The organism is Patulibacter defluvii, assembly GCF_034096925.1.
Classification (GTDB): domain Bacteria; phylum Actinomycetota; class Thermoleophilia; order Solirubrobacterales; family Solirubrobacteraceae; genus Patulibacter; species Patulibacter defluvii.
This window is the reverse complement of the sequence record NZ_JAWZSQ010000020.1, coordinates 24,731-44,993: the sequence shown is the minus strand read 5'-3', so window position 1 is coordinate 44,993 and position 20,263 is coordinate 24,731. Positions and strand designations below refer to the sequence as shown.

Genomic DNA, 20,263 nt, shown 5'->3' with positions numbered 1-20,263 from the left:
GGGACCACGCGGCCGGCACCCCAGGGTGCCGGCCGCGCCGCGTCCGCGGCTCAGAAGTTGCAGCTGACGCCGACCCCGTAGACCGTGGGGTTGCCGGACGACCCGGGCGGCTCGAGGTTGCCGGCGCTGGGCCGGCAGGGGGTGAACCAGCAACCGAGCGTCTTGAAGAACTTGCCGCCGTGCTTCTTCTTGCAGGCCGACCACTTGCCGTCGACGACGACCGTCGGGGCGGCGATCTGGCCGCTGCCGCCGGTCGGGGTCGTCGACTGCGCCTGGGCGCCGGTCGCGGGCAGCAGCCCGGCCAGCAGGACGGCGCCGAGCGCCGCGGTTCGAATCGGCTTCATGGGTTCTCCTCGTTCCCGGGGACGCGGGCTCCACGCGGTCGCGGGGGCGTCACCGCGTCCCTGTCCGATCGACGGCGCGGCGCCCGCGCGCGTTACTGGGTGCCGCCGCGTAAGCCGAGCACCGGTCGACGGGGTCTACCCAGATGTGGCGGACGAGCGACGGAGCGAGGCGATCGACCGGCGGATGACCGTCGCCGAGGCGGCGGCGCTGCTGCCCTGGGCCCAGCGCGAGGCGCTGGCGCTGCTGGCCGACGACGGGCTGGGCTACGCCGAGGTGGCCGGGATCACCGGCGGCACCCGGCGGACGGTGGCGGCGACGGTCGCCGCGGCGCGGGTCGGGCTGGCCGACCGGCTCGGCGGGACGCAGGTGGCCGAGCGGCTCGGCCGCGAATGCTGGAGCGCCCTCCGCGAGGTCGCCGCCGCCCTCGACGACGAGGCCGCCGTCGCCGACGCGGCGCTCGCCGTCCACCGCGCCCGCTGCCCGCGCTGCCGCGAGGCCGAGCAGGGCCTGCGGCGGGCCCGGCAGGCCTACGCCGGCTGGCGGATCGAGCCGCCCGACGACGGCTGGCGGGCGCGGACGGTCGACCGCCTGCGCGACCGTCGCTGAGGGTCAGCCGCCGGCGCGGCGCGCGCGGTGCGCGTCGCGGGCCTCGCGGCTGAGCCGGACCTCGGGGTGGGCGGGGCCGAGCGCGGCGCTCTTGGCCCGGACCGCGGCCTCGTAGGCGCGGGCGGCGCCGCGGTCGTCGCCGAGCCGCCGCAGGCCCTCGGCCAGGTTGTGCTGGGCGGCGCCGACGTCGAGCGGGTCGTCGGTCCCGGTGATCGCGAAGCTGGCCAGCGCCGCGTCGAGCAGCGCGACCGCGGCCACGCACTCGCCGGCGTCGATCAGGATCGCGGCCAGCGCCGCCCGCTCGACGGCGACCGCGCGGTCGTGGGGCCGGTCGCCGGCGGCGGCCTGCCGCCAGGCCAGCGCGGCCTCGGCGTGTCGGCGGGCGGTCTCGAGGTCGCCGCGGGCGTGGGCCAGGCCGCCGAGGTTGTGGTCGAGCACGGCCCGCGCCTCGCCGCCGAGCGCGCCCGTCCGCAGCGCGGCCTCGGCGATCCGGTAGAAGGCGGCGGCGCGGTCGTGGCGGCCGAGCGCCTTGGCGGCCACGCCGCCGGTGGTGGCGGCGGCGAAGCGGTCGGCGGGGTCGCCGTCGGGGGCGTCGCGCAGCAGCGCCTCGACGGCGGCGACGGCCTCGGCGTAGTGGCCGCGGTCGACGGCGATCGAGGCGCCGGTGACGACCAGGGCGGCGCGGACGCGGGCGATCGCGGGGTCGGGCGCGACGACGGCGGCGAGCGCGTCGAGGCCACGGGCGACGTGGTCGTGGGCGTCGGCGTAGCGGCCGCGGGCCTGCAGGCAGCGAGCGGCGAGGGTGCGGGCGTTGGCGCCGTCGGGCGAGCGGCCGAAGCGCTCGGCGCTGGCCGCGGCGAGGTCGGCGGCGACCAGCAGGTCGCCGCGCTCGGCGGCGTGCGCCGCGGAGCGGAAGAGCTGCGCGGCGGAGCGGGCGGTCATCGCCGGAGGAGGGGTCGGGGATCGCGCCGGCGGGCGCGATCCCCGTGGTCGTGGCGCTTAGCGGCCGGTGACCTGGTTGTGGTTCAGCAGACCCCCGGCGACCACCACCGGGGTCGTGAGGACCTGGTTGTGGTTGAAGCGGGTTCCCGCGACGACCACCGGCGTGGTGAGCGCCTGGTTGTGGTTGAGCCGGAACCCGGCGACGACGACCGGCGTGTTGAGCATCTGCTCGCTCCTCGGATGGGTGTGAGTTACGCACCGGACCCGCGAGGGGGACTGCGCGGGCCCGGTGACCGAGGAGACGGCGCCGGCCGGCGCGGCCTTACGCGGCCCGCGCCGGCCGCCCGGTCACAGCTCGCTGACGTTGCCGTCGCCGTCCCAGCGGATGCAGCCGAGGGTCTTGCCGTCGACGGTCTGGTCGCAGTGGTAGCCGCTGCCGTCCTCGTTCTCGCAGCCGTAGCCGCCGAGGTCGTCCCAGCAGACCTTGGCCACCGACGGCCGCGGGGCGCCAGCGGACAGCGTGCCGGCGGGGGTCCGCGCGGCGGAGGCGCCGGCCGCGGGGAGCAGGGCCACCGCGGCCAACGCGCCGGCCAGCGCGGTCGTGAATCGGATCTGGTGCTTGTGGTTGGACACGCCGGTACGACGGTCCGCGCCCCGCGGGGCTTACGCCAGGCCGCGTAAGGCGCCGCCGCCCGCCGCCGTCACCGCTGCGTGAACCGTTCGATCCACACCACCCACCCGGGCCCGCTGCTGCGGGCGCTGCTCGCGCTGCTCGCAGCAGCGGCGGCGGCGCTGGCCACCGTCCCGACCGTCGCCTCGGCGGCGCTGCTCGACGAGCAGGGCGACCTCTCCGCCGTCGTCGCCACCTTCGAGGACGAGCTGCCCGTGAGCGGCAGCGAGGGCTACGACGTGCCGACCGCCAGCGAGGCCCAGAAGATCGCCGACGCCTACGGGAAGATCCGCCGCGGCGAGCTGACCCAGGCCGCGACCGTCGCCCAGCCGCTGAAGTACGACGTGGTCCGCTTCCACGACACCGTCGTCGACCGCGACTACGTGCTGCTGCGCGAGCGCCAGAACGGCGACGACAGCTGGCCCCACGGCTGGGGCCTGTACGTCCACGCGCCCGACGCGGTCCTCTGGGACGCCGTCGTCGAGGCCCCGCACCCGATCTGGGACGGCGGCACCTTCGACGTCGCGGTCCGGCTGCTGCGCGGCGCGCGGGCGGCCGACCTGCTGCTGGCCGGGGCCCACCGCAACGCCAACGCGGCGACGCTGCCGAGCGGCGACCGGGTGGCCGACGTCGCCCACGCGCCGGGCAGCGTCTTCCACGCCGTCCACCAGGTGATCGCCGACGCGAAGGTCGCCGTGGTCCAGCTGCACGGGTTCGCGGAGGACCGCCCGGCGACCTGCAAGGAGGTCGTGGTCTCGGCCGGCGTGTCGACGCCGAACGACGTCGTCACCCTCGCCGCCCAGCGGCTGACCGCCCACGGCCTGAGCGTCTTCACCTTCGTCGGCAACGGCGGCTGCGGCGCGCCGCTGGCGGGGACGGAGAACGTCCAGGGCGACGCGACCCGCGCCGCCGGCGGCCGCTTCGTCCACGCCGAGCTGCGCAAGCACGTCCGCGACAGCGCCAGCTCGCGGCAGGCGGTGGCGACGGGGCTGGCGGAGGCGCTCGACGCGCTGCTGCCGCACTACCCGTTCGTCTTCGTCTGGCCGTAGCCGCCCGCCGCGACGCGCTCAGCCGCCGAAGGCGTCCGGATCCGGTCCGATCCGCTCGCCGGCGTCGAGCGCGTCGATCGCCGCCCGCTGCTCGGCGGTCAGCGCGAAGTCGAAGAGCGCGGCGTTGGCGGCGATCCGCGACGGCGTGACCGACTTCGGGATCACGACGTTGCCCAGCTCGACGTGCCAGCGCAGCACCACCTGGGCCGGGGTCCGGTCGTGGGCGGCGGCGATCGCGGTGATCGCCGGGTCGTCGAGGACCGCGCCCTGGGCGAGCGGGCTCCAGGCCTCGGTCACGATCCCGTGCTCGGCGTGGAACGCGCGCAGCTCGGCCTGGGCCAGCCGCGGGTGCAGCTCGATCTGGTTGACCGCCGGCACCACGCCGGTCTCGTCCAGCAGCCGCCGCAGGTGGGCGGGCTGGAAGTTCGAGACCCCGATCGAGCGGCTGCGGCCGGCCTCGCGCAGCTCGGCCAGCGCCCGCCAGGCGTCGACGTAGCGGTCCTGGCCGGGGGTCGGCCAGTGGATCAGGTACAGGTCGACGTGGTCGAGGCCGAGCCGCTCGAGGCTGGCGTCGAAGGCCTCGCGCGGGCGCGCCTGGTCGTCGTTCCAGAGCTTGGTGGTCACGTACAGCTCGTCGCGGGCCAGGCCGGAGGCGGCGATCGCGGCGCCGACGCCCTCCTCGTTGCCGTAGATCGCGGCGGTGTCGAGGCTGCGGTAGCCGATCTCGAGCGCGGTGCTGACCGCCCGCTCGGTGTCCTCGGGCGGCACCTGGAAGACGCCGACGCCGAGCTGCGGGATCGCGTGGCCGTCGTTGAGGTCGATGGTGGGGATCTGGGTCATCGTGGGGCTTTCGGTTGCGGAGGGGGAAGGTCAGACGGCGGCGGGCTGGCCCGCGCGGGCGGCGCTGGTCCGCCGCTCCAGGTACCCGGAGACGAGCGCCAGCAACAGCCCGCCGGCGGCGAGCGCGGCGCCGATCCAGTTGGGAGCGGTGTACCCGAGTCCGCCGGCGATCGCCAGTCCGGAGAGCCACGCCCCCAGCGCGTTGCCGAGGTTGAAGGAGGCGATGTTGGCCGCCGAGGCCAGCGTCTCGGCGCCGGCCGCCTGCTGCATCACCCGCGCCTGGAGGGCCGGGACGGTGGCGAAGCCGGCGGCGCCGAAGAGCACGATCGTGACGATCGACGCGGCCTGCGAGTGGGCGCTGAAGGCGAACAGCGCCAGCACCGCCGAGAGCGTCAGCAGGATCGCGTAGAGGCTCGGCATCAGCGCCCGGTCGGCGAGCCGGCCGCCGATCACGTTGCCGGCCACCAGCCCGACCCCGAACAGCACCAGCAGCCAGCTGATCGTGCCGTCGGAGAAGCCGGCCAGCTCGGTCATCATCGGCGAGATGTAGGTGAACGAGGCGAAGACGCCGCCGAAGCCGAGCGCGGTGGTGCCGAGCGCCAGCCACACCTGCGGGCGGCGGAAGGCGGCCAGCTCGCGCCGCAGCGCGCCGGCCGCGGCGGCCGGTTGGCGGGGGACGAGGGTCAGGATCCCGACCAGCCCGACGGCGCCGAACAGCGAGACCGCCCAGAAGGTCGAGCGCCAGCCGAGCTGCTGGCCGAGGAAGGTGCCGAGCGGCACGCCGAGCACGTTGGCCGCCGTCAGACCGGTGAACATCAGCGCGATCGCGCTCGCCCGCCGTTCGGGCGCGACCAGGTTGGCGGCGACGACGGCGCCGATCCCGAAGAAGGCGCCGTGGGCGAACGCGGCGACGACGCGGGCGACCATCAGCACGCCGTAGCTGGGCGCGAGCGCCGCCAGTACGTTGCCGACGATGAAGACCCCCATCAGGGTCAGCAGCACGGTCTTGCGGGAGATCCGGGTGACGGCGGCGGTCAGCAGCGGGGCGCCGACGGCGACGCCGAGCGCGTAACCGGAGATCAGCAGCCCGGCGGAGGAGATCGAGACGTCGAAGCTGGCGGCGACCTCGGGCAGGAGGCCGACGATCACGAACTCGGTGGTCCCGATCGCGAAGGCGCCGAGGGCGAGGGCGAGGAGGGCGAGGGGCATGGCGGAGGAGTCGGGACGGGGAGGGCGAAATTGCGGCGCCAGCAAGTAGCGGCGACTGCAATAGTTGCAAACGCTGGCTATTGACGTCAACTGGTATTCTCTCGACACGATGTCGATGCCCGACGACGCGATCGAGGCCCGAGCCCAGGGCTGGCGCACGCTGGCCGCGCTCCACGCCCGGATCGAGGACTGCCTGGCCCGCGAGCTGGAGTCCCGCCACGACCTCAGCGTCAACGAGTACACGGTGCTCGACGTGCTCTCGCGGCAGGACGAGCACCACATGCGGATGCAGCAGCTGGCCGGCGCGGTCGTGCTCAGCCAGAGCGCCACCACCCGGCTCGTCGCCCGGCTGGAGGAGCGCGGCTTCCTGGCCCGCCACCTCTGCCCGACCGACCGCCGCGGGATCTATTCCGAGCTGACCGACGCCGGCCAGGCGCTGCTGGCCCGCGCCCGCCCGACCCACGACGAGGCGCTGCGCGGGGCGCTCGCCGTCGCCCGCGAGCAGGAGGAGCTGCGGCCGCTGGTGGAGACGGTCGAGCGGCTCTCCGCCGCCCCGGTCGGGGCCTGAGCGCGATGGCGGCCGGCGCCGGCGAGGAGGGCCCTCCGGCGACGCTGGCCGGGTCCGACCCGCCGGCGGTCCTCGGGGCGCTGCTCCAGAGCCTGGCCGACGCCGTCTACCTGGTCGACCACGAGGGGATCGTCCGCTTCGCCAACGCCGCCGCGCTCGACCTGCTCGGCTGGCCGGAGGAGCAGCTGGTCGGCCGCCCCAGCCACGCGGCGATCCACCACACCCGCCCCGACGGCCGGCCCTTCCCCGAGGCCGAGTGCCCGCTGCTGCGGCCGCGGCTGACCGGCGAGGTGGTGCGGGTCTGGGAGGACTGGTTCGTCCGCCGCGACGGCCAGCTGTTCCCGGTCTCCTACTCGTCGGCGCCGGTCGCGACCGCGGACGGGCTCGGGGCGGTGGTCGTCTTCCGCGACGTCAGCGACCGCCGCGCCGGCGAGCGGACCGCCCGCGCCGCCGCGGTCGAGCGGGCCCGCGCCGAGGAGCTGGAGCGGTCGCGGATCCGGATCGTCGAGGCGGCCGACGCCGAGCGGCGGCGGATCGGCCGCGACCTCCACGACGGCGCCCAGCAGCGGCTGATGAACGTCGCGCTCGGGGTCCGCCAGGGGATCAGCGCGCTCGACGAGCGGCCCGACGAGGCCCGCGCCCAGCTGGCCGCCGCGCTCGACGAGCTGCGAGCGACGCTGGCCGAGCTGCGCGACCTGGCCGCCGGGATCCACCCGTCGATCCTCACCAACCGCGGGCTGGCCGCCGCCGTCGACGGGCTGACCGGACGGATGCCGCTGCCGGTCCGGGCGACGATCCCCGACGTCCGCTGGCCGGCCGCCGTCGAGGCGACCGCCTACTTCGTGATCGCCGAGGCGCTGGCGAACGTCACCAAGCACGCCGGCGCGTCGCTGGCCCGGGTCGACGTCGAGCAGCGCGACGGGCGGCTGCTGGTGACGGTCGCCGACGACGGCCGCGGCGGCGCCGATCCGGCCGCCGGCCGCGGGCTCCAGGGCCTCGGCGACCGGGTCGCGGCCCACGGCGGGACGCTGGCCGTGGCGCCGGCCGACGGCGGCGGCAGCGAGCTGCGGGCGGTCGTCCCGCTGCCGCCGGCGATGTCCGGCTAGCCCGACCACCGCTGTCCGGCGTCACCCTCTTCCGGCGCCGCGCGCGACGCGAGACGATCGGTCCACGGGGCGGGATCCGGCCTCTCCCGGGTCCCGCCCTTCCCTCCTCGACCGCACTGGAGTCGACCGTGAGCACCACCGTCAAGATCGTCCGTTTCTGGCTCCCGGGCCTGATGTTCGTCGTCGGCGCGGTGATGGTGGTCGCGCGGCCCGACATCATCGGCGTCGAGGGCGCGGCGATGATGCTCGGCGGCGGGCTGGGCGTGGTCGTCTCGGACCGCTTGTACCGGATGGGCCTGAAGGGCGAGCAGGAGCGCGACGAGGAGCAGGACGCCCGCGGCTTCCTCGACCGCTACGGGGTCTGGCCCGACCAGGCCTCGCCCGAGCTGCGCGAGCGCGCCGAGCGCGAGGGCGCCTGGCCCGGCGCCGCCCCCTCGGCCTGATCCGGTCGCCCCGCTCCGGCGACGCCGGAGACGGGCGGCCCCGGACCGTGGCGGTCGCTCACCGCGGACCGGGGCCGTCCGGCCTCGCCGCCGCCGCGACCGGCGTGCGGTCGCCGACGGCCAGCCGCCGTCGCAGCCCTTCCACGTTGACCGGCTCCAGCCGCAGGTCGAGGACCACCTGGTCGACCTCGCCGAGGTCGCGGCCGAGCGTCGCCAGCCGCCGCTCGTCGATCGCCAGGTCGTCGTCGACCAGCAGCACGAAGCGCTCGCGGCCGGCGTCGCGGTACCAGCGCGCGACCCGCTCCAGCAGCGCGGTCAGCACCCGCTCGCCGTCGCCGCCGAAGACGTAGACGCGGGTCAGGTCGAGCAGGTCGTAGAGGTGCAGGCCCGGAGTCAGCCGCTCGGCCACCGCCACCCCGTCGAGCCCGGCGTCGGCGGCCGGCAGCACGAACAGCTCGCGGCCGCGGTCGAGCCCGGCCGCCGCCCACGCCGCCGCGCTCCCGGCCCCGTCCAGCCGCTCGGCGACCAGGTCGAACGCCTCGCGGTAGCCGTGCGGGCGGATCGCCGCGATCGCGTCGGCGATCGTCGTCAGCTCGCCGGCGGTCGGCCGCCGGACCGCCGCCTCGGCCGCCGGGTCGGGCGCGCCGATCGCGACCTCGATCACGCGGCTGCGGACCTCGCAGGTGCCGCCGCTGGCCTGCAGATGCCGGAGGTCGTCGCGGACCGCCACCTGCGGGAAGCCGGGCTGGTCGCGCAGCAGGTTGACCAGCCAGCGGGCGCTCGGGTCGGCGGCCAGCCGCTCGTGCCACTGGACGAAGATCTCGTCGAGCACCCGCTTGCCGGGCGTGCCGTCGGCGGCGTCGCCCTGCGGCTTGGCCAGGTGGAGCCCGAACCAGGCCCGCTCGTGGAGCTTCAGGCACGAGACGCTGGCGAACGGCTGCTGCTGCTCGTCGAGCCAGTCGAGCTTGAAGCCCAGCTGCGGGACGGCCTCCAGCCGGGCGGTGGCGGCGGCGTAGCGCTCGCGGCGGCGGGCGGCCGCGGTCGGGTCGGCGAAGGTGCCGAGCAGGCCGCTGTCGGCGAAGACGTCCCAGACGGCGGCCCCGTTGGCCGCCGACCGCCGGGTCCGGCTCCACGTCCGCCGGGCGATCAGGTCGTGGTACGCGTACGGCGCTCCGGCCGGCCGCAGGACCGTCCGCCCGCGCAGCCGCGCGGCGACCTCGAGCGTCAGCGGCAGCGTCGTCGCGCCGGCGGTCAGGGTGGCGTCGATCCGCGGCCCGGGCGGCGGGTCGCCGACCACCACCAGCGACGCCAGGTCGGCCCGCACCACCGGCCAGGCGTCGCGCCCGGTCCGCAGCGTCCAGCCGGCGTCGGCCCCAACGGCGGCCGGCGAGGCGGCGCGGGCGACGGCCGGCAGCGCCGCCTCGACCGCGTCCCCGGCCACCCGCCGGAGGGCCAGCGGCAGCAGCCACGACGAGCCCGGCAGGACCAGCTCCAGCCACGGCTCGCCGACCAGCGCCGGCAGCGGCGCGGCCGCCTCCAGCCGCACGGTCCGGGGGTCGGGCCGCTCGACGGCGACCGGCCACTGGCCTCCCGCGCCGTCGGTCAGCAGCGCCCGCGCGTGGGTCTCCCGGGCCCGCTCCAGCAGCTCGGTGATGGCGTCGCGCCCGCTCGCTTCCCGGATCGGCATCGGGGCACCGTGGCCGGGCGGCGGCGGCCTCGCAAGGGGGGTTCCCCTGCTCCCGGCGCCGGCAACGACGGCGCCGGGAAACCCCCGGTGACGGACCAGGGGAGCCGGCCTAGCGTGGACCGCGAACCCGACCCCGGAGGCCCACATGAGCGAGACCCCGCTGCCCGTCGCGCAACGCACCGAGTTCCCCTTCGAGCACGAGCTGTACGGCCGGCTCGAGCGGTTCGAGGACGCGGGCCTGCTGACGCCCGACGCCCTCGCCCGCTGGACGACCGCGCACCCGGTCGAGGAGACGGTGACGACCTTCGGCGAGTGCCCGCGCTGCTACTTCCAGACCTCGGGCACCTCGGGGCAGGCGAAGCAGATCCCCTTCACCAGCGCCGACCTCGACGCCCAGATCGAGCACGAGAGTCGGTCGTTCGCGGTCGCCGGGCTGACGGCCGAGGACCGGGTGATGACGCTGGCCTCGCCGCCGCCCTCGCTGTCGGCGTGGGCCACCGTCGCCGGCAGCGAGCGGCTGGGGGCGACCGTCCTCAACAGCTCCTACGTCGACTTCGACCGGATCCTCGACGCCGGCCGCGGCGAGGAGGTGACCTTCCTCTTCGGCACGCCGCTGATGCTGGAGCTGATCGGCGAGATGACCGAGCAGACCTTCGGGCCGGTCGCGCGGGTCTTCCCGAACGTGCGCGCGGCGATCCTCTACGGCGACGTGATGCCGCCGGCGGTCGAGCGGCGGGTGCGGCGCTACTGGGATGTCGACGTGCGGCTGCTCTACGGCAGCGTCGAGGCCGACGTGATCGCCATGAGCTGCCCGCAGGGCGACCGCACGATGCACCTGATGGACAAGGTCGTGGTCGAGCTGCTGACCGAGGGCGACGGCGACCGCCCGGTCCCGGTCTCCGCCTGCGCCGACGGCGTCCGCGGCGAGGTCGTGGTCAGCGACCTCGACCGCGAGCTGCTGCCGCTGATCCGCTACCGGACCGGCGACATGGTCGAGGTCCACCGCAGCCCCTGTCCCTGCGGCCGCCCCGGACCGCGGCTGTCGGTGCTCGGGCGGCGCAAGAACGAGCTGCGGCTCGGTGGCCGCCCGCTGCACGAGATGGAGCTGCACGCGGCGGTCGACGCGGTCGTCGGCGAGCGGCTGCACGACTGGCGGCTCGACGTCCGCGACAACGGCCTGCCCGAGGTCGGCGCGACGCTGACCGTCGAGGGCGAGGAGCCGGCCGATGGCGATGCCGCGGGGAGGATCCGCGAGCGGCTGGTGGCGATCGGCGCGCTGCCGGCGGCCGAGGCCGCGCGGGTGCTGCGGGTCGCGTTCACTGCCCCGAGCGACGAGGCGCGGGCGATCGCCGGCGACGTCAAGGCCGACCGGATCCGCTTCCGATGACCGGCGGCACGGTCCTCGACACCTCGGGCGAGCGCTGCCCGATCCCGCTGCTGCGGGCCAAGCAGGCGCTGCGCGGGCTGGCGCCCGGCGAGTCGCTGACGGTGATCGCGACCGACCCGGAGGCGTCGGTCGACTTCGGCGCCTGGGCGGCGGTCGAACGGCTCGAGCTGCACGAGCGCGAGCACGACGGACGGATCGAGCTCGTCGTGAGCCGGGCGGCATGACGGCGCTCGACGTCCGCGGGGACTTCCCGATCTTCGCCGCCGAGCCGGAGCTGGTCTACCTGGACTCCGGCGCGACGGCGCTGAAGCCGGCGCCGGTGATCGCCGCCGTCGAGCAGCACCTGCGGCGCGACAGCGCCAACGTCCACCGCGGGCTCTACCCGCTGGCCGAGCGCGCGACGGCGGCCTTCGAGGGCGCCCGCCGCCGGATCGCGGCCGCGCTCGGCGCCGATCCGGACGGGACCGTCTTCACCCGCAACGCGACCGAGGCGCTGAACCTGGCCGCGGCCTGCGCCGGGCGGGCCTGGCTCCAGCCCGGCGACGTGGTCGTGGTCTCGATCGCCGAGCACCACTCGAACCTGCTGCCGTGGCGGCGGGCGGCCGAGGAGGCGGGCGCGCGGCTGCTGGTCGCGCCGGTCACCGCCGAGGGCGCGCTCGACGAGGCCTGGCTGGCCGACGTGCTGGCCGCGGGCCGGGTGCGGGTGGTGGCCTTCCCGCACGTCAGCAACGTGCTCGGGACGATCAACCCGGTGGCGCGGATCGCCACCGCCTGCCGCGCCGCCGGCGCCCGCACGGTCGTCGACGGGGCGCAGGCGGTCGCCCACCTGGCGGTCGACCTGCGGGCGCTGGCCGCCGACGTCTACTGCTGGAGCGGGCACAAGGCGCTCGGCCCGACCGGGATCGGCGTCCTCCACGCCGACCCGGCGCTGCTGGCCGCGCTGCCGCCCTACGCGCTCGGCGGCGAGATGGTCCAGCAGGTCGCCGACGAGGTGGTCTGGAGCGACCCGCCGTGGCGGTTCGAGGCCGGCACCCCGCCGATCGCCGAGGCCTGCGGGCTGGCGGCGGCGGTCGAGTACCTGCAGGCCGTCGGCCCGACCCGGATCCGCGCCCACGACCGCACGCTGACCGCGCTCGCGCTCGGCGAGCTCGGCGCCCGCGAGGGGGTCCGGATCCTCGGCTCGGACGACCTCGACCGGCGGACCGGCGTGGTCGCGTTCGCGATCGACGGCGCCCATCCCCACGACGTCGCCGACCTGCTCGGTCAGGCCGGCTGCTGCGTCCGCGGCGGCTTCCACTGCGCCCAGCCGCTGCACGCCGCGCTCGGCCTGCCCGAGGGCAGCGTCCGGATCAGCTTCGGCCCCTACAGCCGCGAGGCCGACGTCGAGCGGGTGGTGGGGGAGCTGGATGACGTGCTGGCGCTGCTGCGGACCTCGGTGGCCTGACGTGGAGCGCAAGGCCTACCGGGCGCTGATCGTCGAGCACGTGCGGGCGCCGCGGCGGCGCGGACGGCTCGACGACGCGACCCACGAGGCGACCGTCCACAGCCCGGTCTGCGGCGACTGGATCCGCGCCTCGGCGCGGGTCCGGGACGGGCGGATCGAGGACCTGCGGTTCGACGGCCAGGGCTGCGCGATCTCGCAGGGCGCGGCGTCGCTCTGCTCGGCGCCGCTGGTCGGGATGGCGGCCGCCGAGCTCGACGACCTCGACGTCCGCTGGGTCGAGGGCCTGCTCGGCGACCGGCTGTCGGCCGGCCGCCACGGCTGCGCCGAGCTGCACCTACGGGCGCTGCGCCGGGCGCTGGCCGGGGGCTGATCCGCCGGCGCGGTCGAGCGAGGCCCGCAGGTCGACCCGCGAGCGGACGCCGAGCTTGCGGTAGATCACGGTCAGCCGCTGCTCGACGGTCTTCTCGGCCACGGCCAGGCGGCCGGCGATCTCGCGGTTGCGGAGCCCGTCGGCCGCGAGCCGGGCGGTGCAGCGCTCGCTCGGGGTCAGGGCCTCGGGCCGGCCGCTGCGCTCGGCGGTCGGTCGCCGCTCGACCGTGGCCAGCGCCTCGACGGCGCGGTCGGCCCACGGCCAGGCGCCGCGGGCCCGCAGCAGCCGCTCGCCGTGGACCAGGACGGTGCGGGCCGCGGCCCGCCGCCGGGCCCGGCGCAGGCGGGTGCCGGCGTGGACCAGCGCCGCGCCGTCGCGCCAGCCGGCGCGCTCGGGCGGGCGCTCCAGGAACCAGCGCGCGGCCGCGGCGACCGCGTCGGCGCTCTCGGCCCGGACCAGCGCGGCGTGGGCCGCGGCCCAGCTGCCGGCGTGCTCGGCGACGGCGACCGGCGGTGGCGGCTGGTTGGCGCAGGCGGCGGCCTCGGCCCGGTCGAGCAGCAGCGCCGCGGGCAGCGGCTCGCCGCTGGCCAGCCGCTCGGCCGCGGCATCGTCGAGCACCACGCCGGCCTCGGCGCAGGAGCCGGCGAGCAGCGCGATCCGGCCGTGGGCCCAGAGCACCCGCCAGCGCAGCGCGGTCATCCCGTGGCCGGCCAGCCGGCTGGCGAGCGCGTCGCACTCCTCGGGCTCCGGCAGTGGGCCGGCGACGGTCCGGATCTCCAGCAGCAGCAGCGCCAGGTGGGCCGCGAGGACCGGCTGGTCGGCGCTCGCCGCCTCGGCCGCGACCAGCTGCTCGCGGGCGGCCTGGAGGTCGCCGTCGAGCCGCGAGCGAGTGGCCTGGGCCACCAGCTCGATCGGCGCGTCGCGCTCGAGCGGGACCGCCGGACCGGCGCCGGAGAGCAGCGCGCGGGCGGCGGTCTCCTGCTCGGCGGCGGCGTGGGTGGCGGCGGCCAGCGCCTCGGCCGGACCGGTCTCGGGACCGGGCGGGACCGGCAGCCCGGCGAGCGCGTCGGCGACCCGCAGCTCGCGCTCGATCCGGGCCCCGCGCGGCGTCCGGCGAGCCTCGGCCAGCGGCGCCAGCCGGCGGGCGCCGACGACCGGGTCGGCGGCCCGGATCGTGCCGCGGGCGCGCAGCTCGCGGACCCCGCGCCCGTCACCGTCGCGGTCGCCGGCAAGGTCGAGCACGGCGAGCGCGTCGAGCGGCCGGCCGACGGCGTCCAGGCAGCGGGCGTGGAGCCGCGCGCGGCGGCGGCGCGGGCGGTCGGGGGTGGTCAGCTCCAGCGCCCGTGCGGCCAGCAGCTCGGCGTCGGCCAGCGCGCCGTCGCCGAGCGCCCCGACCGCGGCCAGCTCGAGCGCGACGGCCAGCGACTCGGCGCCGCGTGGGGCGGCCTGCGCCTGCTGCCAGAGCCGAGCCCGCTGGTCGCGGTAGATCGCGGCCAGCCGCCGGTGGGCCAGCAGCCGCTCGGTCGGGGTGCAGGCGGCGTGGACGGCGTGGGCGTCGAGCGGGCAGGCGAAGCGCGGCCCGTCGTCGTCGTGGACCAGCAGCCCGGGACGCAGACCCGGGTCGGCCCCGGCCCCGTCGCGCAGCACCCACGACACCAGTGCCTCGGCGTCGCGCGGGCCGGGGACGCTGGCCGCCAGCGTCGTCCACAGCGTCCGCTCGGCGGGGCTGGCCTCGGCCAGCAGCGCCCGCAGCGCGGCGACCCGGTGGGCGCTGACCGGCCGCAGCGGCAGCGGCGCCCGGCCGTGGGCCTGGGCCTCGCCGAGGTCGCCGCTGATCGCCCGCAGCTCGCGCGGCTGGCCGGCGGCCGCGCGGACGATCCGGCGGGCGACCCCGGGCGCGAGGTCCGGGCGCAGGCCGGCCAGCAGCGCGACGGCATCGTCGTCGGCCAGCGGCTCCAGCGCGATCCGCTCGAACTCGGCCGGCGCCTCGGCCGGCGAGGCCAGCACCAGCAGGGCCGGCTCGGCCAGCAGCCGGCGGCCGATCAGGTGCAGGACGTCGAGCGAGGCGCGGTCGAGCCGGTCGGCGTCGTCGACCAGCAGCGCCAGCGGCCGCCGCTCGGCCGCCCGGCCGAGCAGCGCGTGGACCGCCGTCGCCGCCCGCAGCAGCGCCGACGCCGCGACCCCGTGGCCGCCGGTCAGCCGCCGCAGCAGCAGCTGGTGGCCGGGGCCCAGCTCCTGGGCCAGGTGCATCAGCGGACCGACGAGATCGGCGAGGGCGGAGCCGGACGGCTCGGGCCGGCCGCTGCTGCCGCGGAGGGCGATCACGTGCAGGCCGCTGCGGCGGGCGCGGGCGGCGACCAGCTCCAGGATCGTGGTGCGACCGGAGCCCGAGGGGCCGGTCAGCACGGCGGCGGCGCTGAGGCCGCCGGCCGTCCGCTCGACCAGCTCGGTCAGCCGCAGCAGCGTCGCGTCGCGGCCGACCAGGGCCGCTGGGCGGTCAGCGCTCAACGCAGACGTGGAAGTTCTGACCGAAGTAGTCGTCGCCGTCGGCCGCGACGACGCGCGCGAAGCCCTGCTCCCGCAGCAGCTCGGCCAGCTCGTCGGGCGCGAACAGCCGCCGCACGTGCCCCGGCTCGGCGACGATCCGACGGGCGGCGTCGAGGTGGCGGTCGATCGCCGCGCGGTGCTCGTCGTCGTCACGTCCCTGCTCCTTCCACTCGACCAGCGAGCGCTCGATCAGCCCGTCCAGGTCGGGCGCCTGGCGCGGTCCGGTCACGACCAGCCGACCCCCGGGCGCGAGCCGCTCGCGGCAGGCGGCGAAGACGGCCTCCGGGTCGCCGACGTTGAAGAGCACGTTGACCAGCAGGATCGCGTCGACGGTCGCGGGCACGGCGTCGGGGAACCGCTCGGCGCGGCCGTCGAGCAGCGTCACGCGGACGCGGTCGCCGGGGGCGAGGGCCGCGCGGCGGCGCTCGGCCCGGGCCCGCATCGCCGGGTTCGGGTCGAAGCCGACGACCCGCCGCGCGCCGTGCCGCAGCAGCTCGGGCAGCAGCAGCCCGGTGCCGCAGCCGGCGTCGACCACGGTCGCGCGGCCGGCGACGTGGTCGACCGCCTTGGCGGCCATCCGCCAGAAGCAGTCGAGGCGCGGGACGAGGTCGTCGTAGCTGGCGGCGAAGGACGTCCAGATCGGGTCGTCGGCGAGGGTGGCGGACATCGGTTCCTGGTGGGACGGGTGGACGGACGGGACGGACCGGCTCAGCGGTCGTCGGGCAGCCGCTCGGCGAACCGCAGCAGCGCGTCGGGGTCGCGCAGGACCGGCCCGTGGCCGAAGCAGGCGACCCGCGGCCGCAGCTCGGCGAGCCGCCGGATCGAGGCGCGGTTGCGGACCGGGTCGGGGGTCAGGATCGGCTGGGGCTCGTGGAGGCCGACCCGGCCGGTCAGCGGGTGGACGTGGTTGAGCACGTCGCCGAGCAGCAGCACCCGGTCCTGCTCGCGCCAGAAGGCCAGGTGGCCGGGACTGTGGCCGGGCGTCTCCAGGACTGCGAACCCGGCCAGCTCGTCGCCCTCGCGCAGCCGCCGGTCGACGGGGTGCGGCGGGCCGGTCCACCAGCGCTGCTGCAGCCGGTTGGCCAGGCCCGGCGCCTGCAGCGCCGCGACCCCGCCGGGGGTCTCGGCGGCGTCGGCGTCGCCGGCCCCGACCAGGAACGGCAGCCCCAGCTCGACGCAGATCGCGTGGCTCGACCCCTGGTGGTCGGGGTGGGCGTGGGTCAGGGCGTGGGCCCGCACCGGGCGGCCGGCGAGCTGGCGCAGGATCCGCCGGCGGGCGTGGCGGGTGCCGGCGTCGACCAGCACGTCGCCGACCAGGTAGACGTTGATCGCGTTCCGCGGGCGGCCGGCCAGCTGGAGCACGCCGGGGGCGACCGGCACCGTCATCGGCCGGCGGACCGGCGCACGGCCGGCAAGTGGAGCGGGTGGGCGGGGGACGACATCCGGCCCGCAGCGTAGGCCCGGTCGCCGGCACGGACCTCAGGGTCGATCCCGTGGATTTTGGGCCCGAACCCGAACCCTCGCCGCCGGACCCCCGGTCAACGGGCCCGCAACAGCGTCAGCACCGCCATCACCCGCCGGTGCTCGGTCGGGGTCGCGGTCAGCCCGAGCTTGTGGAAGATCCGCGTGGTGTGCTTCTCGACCGCGGCGGCGCCGACGCCGAGCGCCTCGGCGATCCCGCGGTTGGAGTGGCCCTCGGCCATCAGCGCCAGCACCTCGCGCTCGCGCGGGGTGAGGGCGTCGAGCGGGTCGTCGACCCGCTGGCGGCCGACCATCCGGGCGACCACGTCGGGGTCGAGCGCCGAGCCGCCGGCCGCCACCCGCCGGACCGCGTCGACGAACGACTCGACGTCGATGATCCGGTCCTTCAGCAGGTAGCCGACGCCGTGCGCGTCGTCGCCGATCAGGTCGGTCGCGTAGCGCTCTTCCAGGAACTGCGAGAGCACCAGCACCGCCGTGCCCGGCAGCTCGCGGCGGATCTCGACCGCCGCCCGCAGTCCGTCGTCGGCGTGGTCGGGCGGCATCTGGACGTCGACGATCGCGACGTCGGGCCGGTGCGCGCGGACCTTGCGCCGCAGCTCGTCGGCGTCGCCCGCCTCGGCCACGACCTCGAGCCCCGCGTCCTCCAGCAGCCGGGCCAGCCCCGACCGCAGGAGCACCTGGTCCTCGGCGATCAGGACGCGCAGGGCAGCCACGGGGGGAGCCTGCCAGATCACGCCAGCGGACCGAACGTTGCACCCCGGGACGAAGGAGGGACCGAACTGGCACTGCCGCCGCCGGCGTCCGCTGCGAGCCTCGCGCCACACCAGGAACTCGTGTCCATCGCAGCACAGGGGGAAAGACATGACGACCGATCAGCTCGTCGCCGAAGCGACCACCGTCGAGCGGGTCAGCCTCGCGCTCGGCGCGCGGCTCGACGGCGTCGACCTCGCTCGTGAGATCGACGACGAACAGCGGGAGACGGCGCGCCGCGCCTTCCGCGACCACCACCTGCTGGTGGTCCGCGGCCAGGACATCACCGTCGACGACCAGCGGCGGTTCGCGACGATCTTCAGCGAGCTCGACCCGGCCGCGGGCGAGAACCCGCTCGAGATGCGGATCCACACGTCGGTCTTCGCGCTCGAGGGCCACCCCGACTGCCTGGCGCTCCACAACAGCGCCGAGCGCCGCCCGGGCCTCGACCACTGGCACAGCGACAACATCGGCTTCCTCGACCCGCCGAGCGCGACGGTCCTCTACGCGAAGATCACGCCCGAGGTCGGGGGCGACACGCTGTTCTCGAACATGCACCTCGCCTACGAGGCGCTGTCGCCGACGATGCAGCGGTTCCTGGAGGGGCTGCAGGGGGTCCACGACATGCGGCAGGCGTTCCGCAACCCGATGCTGGAGCGGGCGCTGCGCGCGAAGGGGATCGACCCCGACGAGCACTTCGCCCAGCACACCGCCGTCGCCCACCCGCTGATCCGCGAGCACCCGCTGACCGGCCGCAAGGCGCTCTTCATGTCGGCGCCCCACACCACCGGGATCGTCGGCCTCAGCGACGACGAGGCCGCCAACCTGCTCGGCTTCCTCCGCCACCACGTCGAGAACCCGGCCTTCCACTACCGCCACGTCTGGCGCGAGGGCGACCTGCTGGTCTGGGACAACCGCAGCCTCCAGCACCTGCCGGTCGCGGACTACTACCCGGAGGAGCGGCTGATGTTCCGGATGAGCGTGGCCGGGGCGCGGGTGCCCGAGGCCGTCCCCGTGGCGCGGGCCTGAGCGGCCGGAGCGTCCGATGACGACGACGACGCTGCTCAGCACCGTCGGGGCGACCTCGCCCGAGGTCGTGGCCCGCTTCGGGCCCCACCATCCGAACGCGTCGTGGGTCGAGGCCCACGGCGCCGGCCGGATCCCCGGCCGGACCTGGTCGATCGGCCCGGTCGACGGCGAGCCGAGCTCGTGGCTGGTCGAGGTGGGGGCGAAGTTCTGCTACCTGACCGGCCAGATCGACGCCGGGGTGCTGGCCGAGGTCGGCCGGCTGCTGGAGCGTCGTGACGGGGTCACGGTGATCCTGCCGCCGGACGCCACCGTCGGCGAGGGCGAGGCCCCGCCCGGGTTCCGGGCGATGGTCCGTCGCCAGTACCGCGGTCGCAGCGCGGCGCTGGCCCGCGACCTGACCGAGGAGGGCGTGCGGGAGCGGATCGCCGCGGTCCGCGCGCTCGGCTTCGAGGTCCGCGCGATCCGGCCCGAGGACCTGGAGCAGCCGCTGCTGGGCGACACGATGCTGGCGGTCTACGGGTCGGCCGAGGCGTTCGCGGCCGGGCCGGACCTGGGCTTCTGCGCGGTCGAGGGCGACCGGATCATCACCTGGATGCACCCGGTGGTCGGGACCCACAGCGCCGAGCTGGGGCACGCGACCGTGCCCGAGCACCGTCGCCGCGGCGTCCCGACCAACCTCGTCTACATCGCGGCCCGGCAGCTGGCGGAGGCGGGGTTCGACGTCACCGGCAGCAGCGACGTCGAGCTGGTGGCCAGCCAGCGGGTCGCCGAGCGGATCGGGATGACGCGCGAGCACGACTATCCGGCGCTGGTGCGCGATGACCACTGAGCTGGCGCCGCCCGCCGTGGCCGATCCGCTGGTGCGGTCGGTCGCGGAGGGCGACGACGACCACTGCGCCGCGGTCTACCTGGGCTTCGGCCTGGTGACGCGGCAGGGCGTCAGCGTCGGCCGGCTGCCGCTGGACGCGCTGGCGATGGTGCTGGTCGCGGCCCGCCAGCGCGAGCTGCGGGGCGCCGAGCGGGTCGTCCACCTGATCGCGGACCGCCACGCGCTCTACGGGGCGCAGGCGACCCGCGGCCGGGTGGCGGCCTGCGCCCGCACGGTCGCGGGCGAGCTGCGGTCGCTGGTGGCCGCGTTCGAGCTCGAGGACTACGAGGTGGTGCTGGCGTCGGAGATCGGCGACCGCTGCTACCCGCGGCTGCTGGAGCAGGCGTGGCGGGCGTGCGGCGACCTCTACGCCGCGCGCCAGGCGGCCGACGTCGAGTGGGCACGGCGGGTCCACGGGGCCGGGGTCAAGGTCGGCTGGAGCATGAGCGCCGATCCGACCGGCGCCGGTCCCGGGCGCGACGAGCCGCACTTCGACCGGATCCACCGCGAGATCTTCGGCGACGGGATGGCGGTGGCCTACGCCTGGCCCGGCCGGGCGCTCGACCCGGACCGGCCGCGCTGCCCGCCGTACGCGCTGCTGCCCGACCAGCCGCGGTTGACGTTCGCGGCCGACCGGGCGGAGATCGAGCGCCACTGCCGCAGCTCGAGCATGCGGCGGCACCTGGCGCCGCTGGCCGACCGGGCCCTGGCCCAGCTCGGCCTGCCCGCCGAGGGTCACCTGACGGAGCGGCTGGCGACGCTCCTGGACGCGCTGCGGGAACGGGGGGTGGACGGCGGGCACGGCCCGCTGCGGGCCGCCGGCTGACGGCGTCGACGACGCGCGGCCGGCGCGCTACCCTTCTCGTTGACAGAACGCCGCGGACGGGTGGGGGTCGAAGCTCCCGCCGCGGCATCGGATCG

At 76.8% G+C, this 20,263-nt stretch carries 23 protein-coding genes; 12 read left to right on the top strand and 11 right to left on the bottom strand.

Going from position 1 to position 20,263, the window contains the following annotated elements; translation table 11 throughout:
- Window positions 1-50: 50 nt before the first annotated feature.
- A complete protein-coding gene (locus SH587_RS18290; protein WP_320672088.1) occupies window positions 51-344 on the bottom strand; it encodes a hypothetical protein in 294 nt (97 codons plus the stop codon).
- 184 nt (window positions 345-528) lie between these two features.
- Between SH587_RS18290 and SH587_RS18285 the strand changes: the two genes are divergently transcribed.
- Window positions 529-951 carry a sigma factor-like helix-turn-helix DNA-binding protein gene (locus SH587_RS18285; protein WP_320672087.1) on the top strand — a complete coding sequence of 141 codons (423 nt, stop codon included), beginning with the start codon at window positions 529-531 and terminating at the stop codon, window positions 949-951.
- Window positions 952-954: 3 nt separating this feature from the next.
- On the opposite strand, the gene SH587_RS18280 is transcribed toward SH587_RS18285, so the two are convergent.
- From SH587_RS18280 to SH587_RS18270, 3 genes are all read right to left on the bottom strand, one after another.
- Window positions 955-1,893 carry a tetratricopeptide repeat protein gene (locus SH587_RS18280; RefSeq protein WP_320672086.1) on the bottom strand — a complete coding sequence of 313 codons (939 nt, stop codon included), beginning with the start codon at window positions 1,891-1,893 and terminating at the stop codon, window positions 955-957.
- A gap of 57 nt (window positions 1,894-1,950) precedes the next feature.
- Complete coding sequence (locus tag SH587_RS18275) at window positions 1,951-2,118, bottom strand: hypothetical protein (RefSeq protein ID WP_320672085.1); 168 nt, start codon at window positions 2,116-2,118, stop codon at window positions 1,951-1,953.
- Between the two features lie 123 nt (window positions 2,119-2,241).
- On the bottom strand, window positions 2,242-2,526 hold the full coding sequence (locus SH587_RS18270) for a hypothetical protein (RefSeq protein ID WP_320672084.1): 285 nt from the start codon (window positions 2,524-2,526) through the stop codon (window positions 2,242-2,244).
- A 78-nt stretch (window positions 2,527-2,604) separates the two neighbouring features.
- On the opposite strand from SH587_RS18270, the gene SH587_RS18265 reads away from it, so the two are divergent.
- Window positions 2,605-3,612 (top strand): hypothetical protein, encoded by a 1,008-nt coding sequence (locus SH587_RS18265; protein ID WP_320672083.1) that lies wholly within the window; start codon window positions 2,605-2,607, stop codon window positions 3,610-3,612.
- A gap of 18 nt (window positions 3,613-3,630) precedes the next feature.
- Here SH587_RS18265 and SH587_RS18260 read toward each other — a convergent pair whose 3' ends face one another.
- Window positions 3,631-4,452 (bottom strand): aldo/keto reductase, encoded by an 822-nt coding sequence (locus tag SH587_RS18260; protein WP_320672082.1) that lies wholly within the window; start codon window positions 4,450-4,452, stop codon window positions 3,631-3,633.
- Between the two features lie 30 nt (window positions 4,453-4,482).
- Window positions 4,483-5,661: an MFS transporter gene (locus SH587_RS18255; protein WP_320672081.1), complete on the bottom strand. Its 1,179-nt coding sequence runs from the start codon at window positions 5,659-5,661 to the stop codon at window positions 4,483-4,485.
- A gap of 109 nt (window positions 5,662-5,770) precedes the next feature.
- Between SH587_RS18255 and SH587_RS18250 the strand changes: the two genes are divergently transcribed.
- From SH587_RS18250 to SH587_RS18240, 3 genes are all read left to right on the top strand, one after another.
- On the top strand, window positions 5,771-6,229 hold the full coding sequence (locus SH587_RS18250) for a MarR family winged helix-turn-helix transcriptional regulator (protein WP_320672080.1): 459 nt from the start codon (window positions 5,771-5,773) through the stop codon (window positions 6,227-6,229).
- 5 nt (window positions 6,230-6,234) lie between these two features.
- Entirely contained in the window at window positions 6,235-7,335 is a 1,101-nt protein-coding gene (locus SH587_RS18245; RefSeq protein ID WP_320672079.1) for a sensor histidine kinase, read from the top strand.
- Window positions 7,336-7,463: 128 nt separating this feature from the next.
- Entirely contained in the window at window positions 7,464-7,778 is a 315-nt protein-coding gene (locus SH587_RS18240; protein ID WP_320672078.1) for a hypothetical protein, read from the top strand.
- Between the two features lie 58 nt (window positions 7,779-7,836).
- On the opposite strand, the gene SH587_RS18235 is transcribed toward SH587_RS18240, so the two are convergent.
- A complete protein-coding gene (locus tag SH587_RS18235; protein ID WP_320672077.1) occupies window positions 7,837-9,465 on the bottom strand; it encodes a hypothetical protein in 1,629 nt (542 codons plus the stop codon).
- Between the two features lie 145 nt (window positions 9,466-9,610).
- Between SH587_RS18235 and SH587_RS18230 the strand changes: the two genes are divergently transcribed.
- The 4 genes from SH587_RS18230 to SH587_RS18215 are packed head-to-tail and all read left to right on the top strand — an operon-like array spanning window position 9,611 to window position 12,666.
- Window positions 9,611-10,852, top strand: a complete 1,242-nt coding sequence (locus SH587_RS18230; protein ID WP_320672076.1) for a phenylacetate--CoA ligase family protein — start codon at window positions 9,611-9,613, stop codon at window positions 10,850-10,852.
- Window positions 10,849-11,076: a sulfurtransferase TusA family protein gene (locus SH587_RS18225; RefSeq protein ID WP_320672075.1), complete on the top strand. Its 228-nt coding sequence runs from the start codon at window positions 10,849-10,851 to the stop codon at window positions 11,074-11,076. Before SH587_RS18230 ends, SH587_RS18225 begins: the two co-directional genes overlap by 4 nt.
- Complete coding sequence (locus SH587_RS18220) at window positions 11,073-12,296, top strand: aminotransferase class V-fold PLP-dependent enzyme (protein ID WP_320672074.1); 1,224 nt, start codon at window positions 11,073-11,075, stop codon at window positions 12,294-12,296. Before SH587_RS18225 ends, SH587_RS18220 begins: the two co-directional genes overlap by 4 nt.
- Window position 12,297: 1 nt before the next feature.
- A complete protein-coding gene (locus SH587_RS18215; RefSeq protein WP_320672073.1) occupies window positions 12,298-12,666 on the top strand; it encodes an iron-sulfur cluster assembly scaffold protein in 369 nt (122 codons plus the stop codon).
- On the opposite strand, the gene SH587_RS18210 is transcribed toward SH587_RS18215, so the two are convergent.
- The 4 genes from SH587_RS18210 to SH587_RS18195 form a co-directional block, all read right to left on the bottom strand.
- Window positions 12,631-15,174, bottom strand: a complete 2,544-nt coding sequence (locus SH587_RS18210; protein ID WP_320672072.1) for an AAA family ATPase — start codon at window positions 15,172-15,174, stop codon at window positions 12,631-12,633. The two genes, SH587_RS18215 and SH587_RS18210, sit on opposite strands and share 36 nt — an antisense overlap.
- Window positions 15,164-15,880: a class I SAM-dependent methyltransferase gene (locus SH587_RS18205; RefSeq protein WP_320672071.1), complete on the bottom strand. Its 717-nt coding sequence runs from the start codon at window positions 15,878-15,880 to the stop codon at window positions 15,164-15,166. The genes SH587_RS18210 and SH587_RS18205 overlap by 11 nt, the downstream gene beginning before the upstream one ends.
- A gap of 41 nt (window positions 15,881-15,921) precedes the next feature.
- The gene (locus tag SH587_RS18200) at window positions 15,922-16,599 is read right to left on the bottom strand and encodes an MBL fold metallo-hydrolase (protein ID WP_320672070.1); all 678 of its coding nucleotides are present in this window, start codon (window positions 16,597-16,599) and stop codon (window positions 15,922-15,924) included.
- Window positions 16,600-16,751: 152 nt separating this feature from the next.
- A complete protein-coding gene (locus SH587_RS18195; RefSeq protein ID WP_375341787.1) occupies window positions 16,752-17,399 on the bottom strand; it encodes a response regulator transcription factor in 648 nt (215 codons plus the stop codon).
- Window positions 17,400-17,556: 157 nt separating this feature from the next.
- On the opposite strand from SH587_RS18195, the gene SH587_RS18190 reads away from it, so the two are divergent.
- The 3 genes from SH587_RS18190 to SH587_RS18180 are packed head-to-tail and all read left to right on the top strand — an operon-like array spanning window position 17,557 to window position 20,168.
- A complete protein-coding gene (locus SH587_RS18190) occupies window positions 17,557-18,474 on the top strand; it encodes a TauD/TfdA dioxygenase family protein (protein ID WP_320672068.1) in 918 nt (305 codons plus the stop codon).
- A 16-nt stretch (window positions 18,475-18,490) separates the two neighbouring features.
- Entirely contained in the window at window positions 18,491-19,303 is an 813-nt protein-coding gene (locus SH587_RS18185; RefSeq protein ID WP_320672067.1) for a GNAT family protein, read from the top strand.
- Window positions 19,293-20,168, top strand: coding sequence for a hypothetical protein (locus SH587_RS18180; protein WP_320672066.1), 876 nt, complete (start codon window positions 19,293-19,295; stop codon window positions 20,166-20,168). The genes SH587_RS18185 and SH587_RS18180 overlap by 11 nt, the downstream gene beginning before the upstream one ends.
- The last annotated feature ends 95 nt before the right edge of the window (window positions 20,169-20,263 follow it).